The 10,683-nt window shown below is 34.0% G+C and carries 6 protein-coding genes and 1 other RNA gene; all 7 read left to right on the forward strand.

The window, feature by feature from the left end; translation table 11 throughout:
• Positions 1-100: 100 nt before the first annotated feature.
• The 7 genes from ssrA to ACN5L8_RS14800 all read left to right on the forward strand — a co-directional run bounded on the left by ssrA (position 101) and on the right by ACN5L8_RS14800 (position 10,443).
• Positions 101-468: a transfer-messenger RNA gene (ssrA, locus tag ACN5L8_RS14770) on the forward strand.
• A gap of 408 nt (positions 469-876) precedes the next feature.
• On the forward strand, positions 877-2,580 hold the full coding sequence (locus tag ACN5L8_RS14775; protein WP_419173381.1) for a type I restriction-modification system subunit M: 1,704 nt from the start codon (positions 877-879) through the stop codon (positions 2,578-2,580).
• Complete coding sequence (locus ACN5L8_RS14780; RefSeq protein WP_419173382.1) at positions 2,573-3,733, forward strand: restriction endonuclease subunit S; 1,161 nt, start codon at positions 2,573-2,575, stop codon at positions 3,731-3,733. The genes ACN5L8_RS14775 and ACN5L8_RS14780 overlap by 8 nt, the downstream gene beginning before the upstream one ends.
• 10 nt (positions 3,734-3,743) lie before the next feature.
• Entirely contained in the window at positions 3,744-6,884 is a 3,141-nt protein-coding gene (locus tag ACN5L8_RS14785) for a type I restriction endonuclease subunit R (protein WP_419173383.1), read from the forward strand.
• On the forward strand, positions 6,885-7,607 hold the full coding sequence (locus tag ACN5L8_RS14790) for a YgjP-like metallopeptidase domain-containing protein (RefSeq protein ID WP_419173384.1): 723 nt from the start codon (positions 6,885-6,887) through the stop codon (positions 7,605-7,607).
• Between the two features lie 307 nt (positions 7,608-7,914).
• Complete coding sequence (locus tag ACN5L8_RS14795) at positions 7,915-9,579, forward strand: AAA family ATPase (protein WP_419173385.1); 1,665 nt, start codon at positions 7,915-7,917, stop codon at positions 9,577-9,579.
• 3 nt (positions 9,580-9,582) lie between these two features.
• Positions 9,583-10,443: a hypothetical protein gene (locus tag ACN5L8_RS14800; RefSeq protein WP_419173386.1), complete on the forward strand. Its 861-nt coding sequence runs from the start codon at positions 9,583-9,585 to the stop codon at positions 10,441-10,443.
• Positions 10,444-10,683 lie beyond the last annotated feature (240 nt).

The raw sequence follows: 10,683 nt of genomic DNA on the forward strand, positions 1-10,683 counted from the left end.
TATATCAAATCACCGAAAATCCATTTCTTTCCACATTTGAAATGCTGTGCTATACTGCCGCTTACGAATATTTGTTCAAATATCCGTGTCAAAATCTCATGGGGGTGCCCTGGTTTCGACGGGATGGTAGACAGGTATCCGGGCGTGTCCAGGTTGGTCTCCACGGTCCTGGTAAAAAGGAGTCCACCGTTAATTGCAGACGATTATGCAATGCCAATGGCTGCCTAATTAATTAGGATTAGTCTTGTGAGGCGCTACTGCCAAGAAACAGAATGTAGCGACCCAGTTGAATCTGCTGGCTAACTAGGTTTCGAGCCCGCCGGGCCTGCTCGTTAATCACTCACCGGGGTTCGCCGAGGTCACGTATCACGGACAGTCTTGTCTTCTGACGATAACCGAAGACTACGCACGTAGGCCGCTATCAAGAAATCATTTCGGACGTGGGTTCGATTCCCACCACCTCCACCATGCAAGGCGTTGAAATTGTTGAGTTTTGGCTTCAGTAATCTCAACGACTTGATGCTTTGCTAACTAGCTCAATGTCAGTAGAAATCACTTAAAATAAGCCCTGTTGCAACACTTTGTAGTTGGTGGCCGTAGTTTGAGGCCCAAACAAACTACAAATTTAATAGCACTTTTAAGAAACAAAACTTCCAAGACGAAGTGATAGTCATACATTCAGTCCGAAAGGTGTTGAGAGGTTTAATGGACACTAATGAGTTGAAGTTAAAACAAGTTTTTAAAACTGTATTGATTAACAACAAAACATTCCTTCAAAAATTCTAACTACAAAATTTAAATGAAGAGAACTTAACTCATTGAAATTGAGATAAGTTTCAATTCAAAAAGCGTTATCTTTAATATACTATTTTTTACATGGAAAATAAGAAACTGACACAACAAGAACTTGAGTCGCATCTCTGGGGAGCAGCCGATATTTTAAGAGGTGCCATCGATGCGGCCGACTATAAACATTATATTTTTGGACTTCTATTTTATAAGCGTCTTTCAGATGTATGGGTAGAGGAGTACGAAGAAAGGTTGAAGGAGTTTGAAGACGAAGAACTTGCTAAGGACCCTGAAGAGCACCGCTTTCATATCCCTGAAGGTTGTTTTTGGTCTGATGTAAAAAAGAAGACAACAAATATTGGAGAAGCATTAAATTCCTCATTTAGAGCAATTGAAGATTCTAACAAGAGGTTAAATGGAGTATTCCAGGATGTAGATTTTAATAATAAGAGAAGGTTTCCTGATTCTACATTAGAATTGCTTATCCAGCATTTTGATAAATACTCTCTAATGAAAAAGAATGTCCCATCGGACATGCTTGGAAATGCATATGAATACTTAATTGCAAAGTTTGCAGACGATGCAGGTTCAAAAGGTGGTGAATTCTATACTCCCAAAGAAGTAGTCCAGTTAATCGTAGAGTTGTTAAAGCCTAGTGAAGGAGCAAGTGTTTATGACCCTACATGTGGTTCAGCAGGTATGTTACTTGAGGCTTTTCATTATATGGAGAGAAATAAAAAAAATCCCAAGTCGTTAAGACTTTTTGGGCAAGAGAAAAACATAAATACATGGGCAATTTCTCAGATGAACCTTTTCCTTCATGATATTGATGATGCTCGTGTCGTTCATGGTGATACTTTAAAAAAACCTCTCTTATTTGATGATGAAGCATCAAAGAAAATTAAAACTTTTGATTTTGTTATAGCAAATCCTCCATTTTCATTAAAAAACTGGGGACAAGAGATATGGAAAGGTGGTGACCCTTACGGAAGAGACTTATTTGGTTGTCCGCCCAAGAGTTATGCAGACTTTGCATTCGTTCAGCATATGATAAAAAGCCTCAATTCAAATGGAAGGCTAGGAGTTATCGTTCCACATGGTATTTTGTTTAGGGGAAATGCTGAAGGAAAAATAAGAACAGCTTTATTTGAAAATGAGGATATTCTGGATGCTGTTATTGGATTACCTGAGGGATTGTTTTATGGAACAGGGATTCCAACAGCACTGTTAATTTTTAAAAAGAAAAGAGATGAGAATAGAAAAAAGAAATTGTTGTTTATAAATGCAGAGTTGCTTTATGAGGATAGGAAAATCCAAAGAAGGTTGAGGTCTTCAGACATTGATAAGATTGTTGAAACTTACTCAAACTACACTGAAGAAAATAGGTTCTCTATCGTCGTTTCACATAAAGAACTAGGTGAAAATGACTACAACTTAAACATCAGAAGATATATAGATACGGCACCTCCTTTAACGAATTATGATGTCGAACATATTCTAAAGGGAGGCATTCCTAAATATGAACTTGAAGATGAATATTTTATTGAGTTGATGGAAGGATTAGATGTTGAATCAGTATTTGAAATAAAGGGCGATTCAATTCGCTTTCAGCCTGTCTTTAAACTTAAATCGGATTTGAAAAAAGTAATTGGCGACGAAAGAGTCGCACTCTTTAATTTATTGTCAAATATCTGGGATAATTACACTTTTTCATTAAATCAAGTTAATGAACAACTAGGTCAAACTGAAAAGAAACTGAATAGTTTTTTAAAAGAGTTGGGCTATGAATAGTTGGAGGAAGTGTAAAATTGGAGATGTTCTAGAGATTGTAAAAAAGGAAAAGGTTGAATCTCCACAAAATTATTATGCTTTAACAGTACAGCTTCACGGTAAAGGTATAAAAAACTCAGGTAAAAGACCTGTTCCTACAGAGAGGGGGAGACCGTATTATATCAGAAACGAAGGTGAGATTTTAATCGGTCGGCAAAACTTCCATAACGGTGGGATTGGAATTGTACCAAAAAGTTTAGATGGCTTAATTGCATCGAATGCAATATCTAGTTTTAAGTGCAAGGAAAATGAGAATGATAAGTTTATTGAGTTGTTATTTCAGTGGTATGGTTTTTATAAAAAAGTAGATAATTTAATTGGCGGAACAGGCCAAAAAGAAATTTCTGAACCAGAAATCTTAAAGATACCAATTGCAATCCCTTCAAATAAAGAACAAGCTAGAATTGTGGAAATCTTAGACTCTATAGAGTCAACATTAAAAGCATTCAAAAAACGGATTATTAAAACTCAGGCTCTTAAAAAAGGAGTTATGAATGACCTTTATCAATTATGTTTGGAAGAGGGGAAAGTATTAAAAGATAGTAGTACATTTGATGTTGTTAAAATGGGAGATATATTTAAGGATTCCAAACTCAAGGGAGTTGATGGAATACCTCTTGCTTCTGTAACTAAAGGACGTGGAATTGTTCCTCGTAGTGAAGAAGAGAAAAAAGTTGAGACAAACTTAAAAGCAGAAGACCATCTATGGGTTAAAAAAGGTTGGATTGCTTATAACATGATGAGAATGTGGCAAGGCGTTCAAGGCATTGCTAATCAAGATTTCCTAGTAAGTCCAGCATATGTGGTTCTGGAGCCAAAAAATAAAAATATAAATACACAGTTTTATAATTACCTCTTTCAAACTGAGAAATTTATTAGATTGTTTCATCAATATTCTTACGGTTTAACCAATGACAGGTTAAGGCTTTATTATGCGGACTTTTCAAAGATTCCCGTACCTTTACCGTCTCTGAAACAACAAGATGAAGTTGTAAAAGTAATTAGAGAAATTGACTCCTTGATTTCAACGTTGAATAAAAAAATTGAGCGACTTGAGTATATTAAAAAAGGATTAAAGAAAGACTTTTTTACAGGAGATAAAAAAGTAATATAAGGAAATTAAAATGAGCTATGAGACCGATGGATATGGTCCAGAAACGAGAATGGTTGAAGTGCCAATTCTTGATTTCTTATGTAAGGACGATTTATTTAAGAGTAATGATAAGACTGTAGGATATAAATACCTCCAACCAGCTAAACATTCTCAAGAAAGAGATGGTGAGACAAATGTCATTTTAAGAAATGAACTTCTTGCTGCAATAAAAAGAATAAATGATGTTGATGACGAGGTAGCAAACTCTGTTTATCAAGATTTATTGAACCTTTCTGATAATGAAAAATGGTTAAAGATAATCAAAGGAGACTATAGTAAAAGCGTTCCTGGACAGTCAGATAAAAAGACTATATTTCTAATTGATTTTAAGAATACAGAAAATAACACTTTCACTGTTACTAATCAGTATTATGTTAAGTCTCAACATTCTAGAAAGCCTGATGTTGTTATTTTTATCAACGGTATTCCTGTTGTTGTAATTGAGGCCAAGAGTCCTTTTGCATATAAAGATAAAACAGGTGAAGCCTTTGACCAGATAAAGCAATATGAAAGAGATATTCCAAGGCTTTTCTTTTCTAATTGTTTCAATATTGTAACAAATGAAAAGAACACATTGTATGGAGCAACTGGTTCGAGTTCAAAATATTATGGTTATTGGAGAAATCCGTGGCCAAAAACAGATGAAGACCTGAGTAATGACCCTCTTAAAAAAGCATTATGGGCACTTCTCCAACCAGACAACCTTTTAGATTTAATAGCTCACTTTATTGTTTTTGAAAGAGAGAAGGATAAAGACGGTCACACTCATATCATCAAAAAGATATGTCGTTACCAACAGTTTAGAGCAGTAAACAAGATTGTTGATAGAGTTGTAAAAGATGAACAGAATAAAGGTCTTGTTTGGCATACCCAAGGAAGTGGAAAGTCTTTAACAATGGTTTTTTCAGCAATTAAGCTAAAAACACACCTAACATTGGATGCAAAGACATTAGAGAATCCAAATATTCTAGTTTTAACAGATAGAGTTGACCTTGATACACAAATCAAGAATACGTTTGTAGCTTGTGGTATTAGAAATCCGAAACACATGACGAGTGTCTCACAGTTAAGAGATACGATTAAGTCAGAGGCAACGGGCCTTACAGTTGTTACAACTATTTTCAAGTTTCAAGGTTCAAAGGACCCAATCCCAAATAGTGAAAATTGGATTCTTTTAGTAGATGAGTGCCACAGAACTCAAGAGAAGGATTTAGGTGCTTACCTTAGAGCAACATTTCCAAAAGCTAAGTTCTTTGGATTCACAGGAACACCAGTTAAAAAGAATGATATGGATACTTATGCGAACTTTAGTCCAGAAGGTGAAGGTTACATTGATAAGTATGATATTGATGATGCTGTAGCAGATGGTGCAACAGTTCCTATACATCACACAGCGAGAATGACTGAGTGGAATGTTGAAACAGCTAAGATGGATATTCTTTTTGACCAATGGTTTGCCAATGAACCCGAGGAAGTCATCTCTGCTTTAAAAGAGAAAGGTATCTCGTTAGGAATGTTAATTAAGTTTCCAAAGAGAATTGACCTTATAGCTTATGATATTTGGACTCACTATAAAGCATATGCAAAACCAGATGGGTTAAAAGCCCAAATCGTTGCTTATGATAGAGAAGCTATTATTTTATATAAAAGAGCATTAAATAAAGTAATTACTGCTGATTTAGTAAAGTCTGGACTTTCACAAGAAGAGGCTGAGAAACAAGCTGATGAGATGAGTGCTTGTGTTTACTCAGGAAATCAAGAAGATGCTAAGCCAAGCGAGGAGGAGTACATCCAAGAGTTAAGAGGAGACCTCCAAAAATATTATGCTGACAAAGATAAAGAAATTGAAATCAAAGATAACTTTAAGACAAAAAGCAAAGAGCCTTCTTTTTTAATTGTATGTAGCAAACTTTTAACTGGTTTTGATGCTCCAATTGAAGGTGTCATGTATGTTGATAACCCATTAACAGACCATAATTTACTACAAGCCATTGCTAGAGCAAATAGAGTTTGGAGTGAAGGTCGTAAAGACTGTGGTCTCATCGTAGATTATATTGGTATCACTAAGAAACTTGATAAGGCCCTAGAGTGCTATAGAAAAGAAGATGTTCAGAATGCAACTAGAGACTTTTCTAAATTAGAAGAGAATCTGACTAGAAGTCATGAGGAAGTATCAGCATATTTAAAAGAGATTGATGGGAATCAGCCAAACCTGAGGGCTGAATTCATAAAATTGATTGAGATTATTGAGACTAAAGACAGATGGCTTGTATTTAAGAAGAAAGCTAAAGAATTTATTTCTGCTTATGAAATCCTTAGTCCAGAACCATTTATTCTTCAATTTCAAAAAGATTTAAAACTGACAGTAGCATTCCTACAATATGCAACTCCTTCATTTGAGAAAAAAGAAGCTGAACCTCTAGGGAATTACAGTGAAAAGATTAGGGCCATGCTTGATGAGCATTTAGAAGTAACAGGTCTTAAAACAACTATTAAGCTTAGAAAGTTAACTGACCCAGAGTTTCAAAATGATTTTAAAACAGAAGGGAAGTCACCTGAAGATATTAAAGAAGCAGCAACTCGAAAAGCAACTGAGTTAAAGAAAATAACTCGTGAAAAAGTTGATGATAACGAGCTTCGCTATAAAAAGTTTTCAGAAAGATTACTTGAGATTATTAAATTACTTGAAGAGAAACAACTTGAAGCATCAGAAGCTCTAAAAGAAATGGAAAAGTTATCTGGAGAGTTAAACAAAGAAGATAAAGCTTATAAGGACTCAGGTTTAACAGAAAGAGGGTATGATATTTTAAAAATATTAGAAGCTTTCAGATATGAGTCAGAAGAAAAGTCTGATGATGATTCCAAAAATGAAAAAAGTGAAGGTCTCTCTAAAGAAGTTATTAACAAATTGAAAGAAATAGCTAAAGAAGTAGAGGAAGTCTATGCTTCTAATGATTCTGCACCAAAAGGATGGAATCATATGGAGCAACTTAGAAAAGAATTGAGGCAGAAAGTAAGACGTATATTGCAACCAGTTAAGTTACAAGGCTGGCAAAAAGAGATTCCAAATAGAGTTGAAGAGTACGCATTAAAGAATTTTATAAAGGTTTAAATGGATTTTTTTGAAGTAGGTAAAACTAAAATACCATGTAAGGTATCGCTAAATAAGAGATTGAAGTCTAGAAGGCTAAATGTAACCCCTTTAGGAATAGAGTTAGAGGTTCCTAGTTCCCAGCTATCAGATAATAGTGAATTTCTTAGAAAGAATGAAGAGTGGATATTCAATCAGTGGTATGAGTTAGGTCATAGAGAGATTCGTGACCCATGGCCGGAAAACTTTATGAGTGGTTCAAAGGTTCTATTTCACGACCGCTATGAGATGATAAATATATCTGCTGTCGAGACGAATGAAGTTGAAATAGCTCATTCTATTAGAGGATTTAATGTTAATGTTCCAATAGATATACCTTTAAAATTTAGAAATGAAGTAATTAAAGATTCATTTATTTCATTTTTTAAGAAAAGTCTTGAAACGGAATACATTAAAATCACCTCAATGTATGAATCAAAGTTAATTATAAAAACTCCAGAACTAAAGTTTATAGATAGAAAAGATGTTTGGGCGCTATGTGAAGATAATGGAGTAATTAAATTAGATTGGAGAATGGCCTTTCTACCTAAATATATAATTAGATATATTGTAGTACATGAACTGTGTCACCTTAAGGAACGTAATCATGGTAAAGAGTTTTGGAATCTAATATCTAATTTCCTTCCAGATTATCAATCTAGTGTAGATTACTTAGCTAAAAAATCTAATTTACTTTTAGAATAGAAAGTCATAACTAGCTTAAATTCTGGTAAGCGTAGCAATAGATTACTTTCACTTTATACTAAAGTGATCACACTAACTAGCTTGTATTAGATTGAAAGTGCCTGGTAATAATATTACATCTTTCTAAAGAGTTATTAATCTAAATATAAATGTCCATAAAACAACTCTTTTTCAAGACATGAAAAGATAGAGATTTACTTTCCTTAAGTAATTGATTCTATAAAGAGGTAGGAACTAGAAACAGGTAAGTTTTATGTTTTTAGTTTTTACTCTATAATTACATGTAAATATATATTATAGGTAGATTATGGAAAGCAAAAAAATAACTGAATGGAAGGTCTTATTCTCACTCGAAAAAAATACTGACAAATTAGAGGCTGGAGAAATCTTAATAATTCCAAGTGAGGACCAGTGGAATGATTTCAAACATAAGATTAAAGCACTAATTTATTTAAAAACTAATAATGATTTATTTTCCTTTGAAAGTTTTCTCGCTTTTGTCCCTGAAACAACTAGCGAAGTAGAAATTGGACTTCGGTCAAGGCTACAAGAGTATATACAAAAAACTAACTCCGTAAAAGAATTAATCCCTGTTGAAAACTTCGAAGCATTCTTTACAATGTTGCCAACTATTGGAGAGTATAGAAAATTAGTGAAAACAGTAACACCTGAAATTGCAAATTCTGTACTAAAGTCAGTTTCAGATTTAGTGTTCTGGGAAGGACAACAACAAAAAACAGATGATTGGCTTATAAAGGGAAAGAAATCTTTGGCCTTTCGTGAAGCATTTATGAGGAATTCTGAAAGTTATTTTGCTTATCACAGTGCAGGAGAAATTCTAAAAGGCCTTGACTTTGAAAGCTTCGATATAATATCAAAAAACTTAGATTTAAAATTTCAATTAGATTCATTTTCTAACCCTCATCAAATAAAATTCACTTTTAGCCAAGACTCAGTTTTACCAAAAAGAATTAATATTATGATTGGTAAAAATGGTTTAGGTAAAAGCCAGGCATTAAGTAAAATTGTCAGTGCTTTAGTAGGAAGAACAGATCATTTGAATATTTTACGCGACCCAAATGGAAAAACTGGTCGACCATTAATAAATAGACTTATTGCCATTGGGACGCCAGGTGAAGTTTATAATACATTTCCACGTCTGAATGTTAAGAGGCCTAGAATAAAATATAAACTACTCAATATGATAAGGAACAGTAAAAGTATAAATGCGGCAACAGGGGAATCTTTTCAACAGCTTCTTAGAAGTGAAGATGTAATTGGTAATCAGTTTCGATATAATATTTTTTACAACTCAGTAAGTAATTGTTTACCTGTTGAGGATATTGTAATTCCAATAGAACAATATGACGGACTTCCTCCGTTTTATCCATTGTCGGGATTTCTTAAAAGAAATATAGGTGAACAAAGAAGACTTCTATTATTAGGAGCAATAAGTGAGAAGGCTGAGCCCAAAATATTTAGAGATGGCACATTATATCCTTTAAGCAGTGGTCAGCTTTCTTTTTTTAAAGTTGCATTGTTAGCTTGTTTACATATCGAGAACGGTTCTCTCTTGTTACTAGATGAGCCTGAAACTCACTTACATCCTAATTTAATTTCTGACTTTATATCATTGCTAAATACGCTACTAAGGGCTACAGGCTCTTACTCTATTATTGCAACCCATTCTGCTTATTTTGTGAGAGAAATATCAAGAGAACAAGTTCACGTTTTTAAAGAGATGCCTGATAGAGGTATTAGTATTGTGAATCCCAGGTTGAAAACCTATGGAGCTAATATCGGAGACATTTCTCACTTTGTATTCGATGACAATATTGATGATAAATTAACTAATAATATTCTAGAAAACATTCGTGATAAAAAAGGTAACATTGATTTTGACCTCGATACACTCAAGTCAGAGTTATCTACAGAAGTATTGATGTCGTTAAAACGAGAAATTAGTGGTTAAAGTATGAAATCAGTAAATATGCCAAATATTGATGATATTCAGTTGCTAAAAGATTTATGTAGCAAGACTCACATTAAGTGTCATCCTTATCTTTCTCATGAGTATCTAATTATGCTTGCTCAGTATCAGCAATTTATAAACAATAATGGAAACCCATATCTCTGTCCTTCTGTGCAAATTGGCACAGAACTGAGAAATGCTCTAGAATACCATTATAAAAATCCACTAAAATGCTTAAGCTTTATTTCTCAAGTAAGGTATGAAGTTTCTACAAGTTGTTGCCCTATGTGTGGGAGTATTGGGACAGGGACTGTTGATCATTACCTACCACAGTCAACTCACCCCGAATTTACAATACACTCACGAAATCTGATACCTTCATGTTTATGTAATTCAAAAAGAGGTAACGTGATTACTGGAGTAAATGCCAATGAAAGAATCATTCATCCATATTTTGATAACTTTTTAAACCAAAGGTTAATCACTTGTGAATTCTCTGGTGATTTATCTGCACCAGTTGTTAGATTGAGGCAATTGGGTGCAAATCAGACAGTTACTTTTCATATCAATAATGTTGTAGAAAAGACGAATATTCTAAATTGGTTAAGTGACAAGTGGGCCAGCCTTGTAAGGTCTCCCCAGGCAATGCTTCCGCATCTTCCTAGGGGAAGATATGTAACTGAGCAAGAGGTGCAAAATTCATTTATTTCAACACGAGATGATAAAGATTTAGAGTTTGAATCTTTCAATAATTGGTTCTCTATATTTTTTTCAGGTCTAGAAAATTCAAATGGAGTCGCAGCCTGGATTAGAGACGTACAAAATAATTTAGTTACTAGAAGAATAGAAGAAGACGAGTCTTAAATTGATAATATTTTGGATTTTAAAATTAAAAAAATGTAATGTAGTGATTTGTAGTAATGACTTCTTGCTATATCAATAATATTAAGGTGATCGAAGGTTACCACCACCTCCACCATCGGATTCCGGTGGTGGAAGCCCCTTTCCTTATGCCACTTAAGGAAGATGGGTGGTCTTACGTTGTTCCATTTTCAAGACAAAATTTTATAGATTTTCATCTTGGAAAATTAAACACGGACTTTA

It is taken from the genome of Halobacteriovorax sp. (genome assembly GCF_048381875.1).
Taxonomy (GTDB): domain Bacteria; phylum Bdellovibrionota; class Bacteriovoracia; order Bacteriovoracales; family Bacteriovoracaceae; genus Halobacteriovorax_A; species Halobacteriovorax_A vibrionivorans.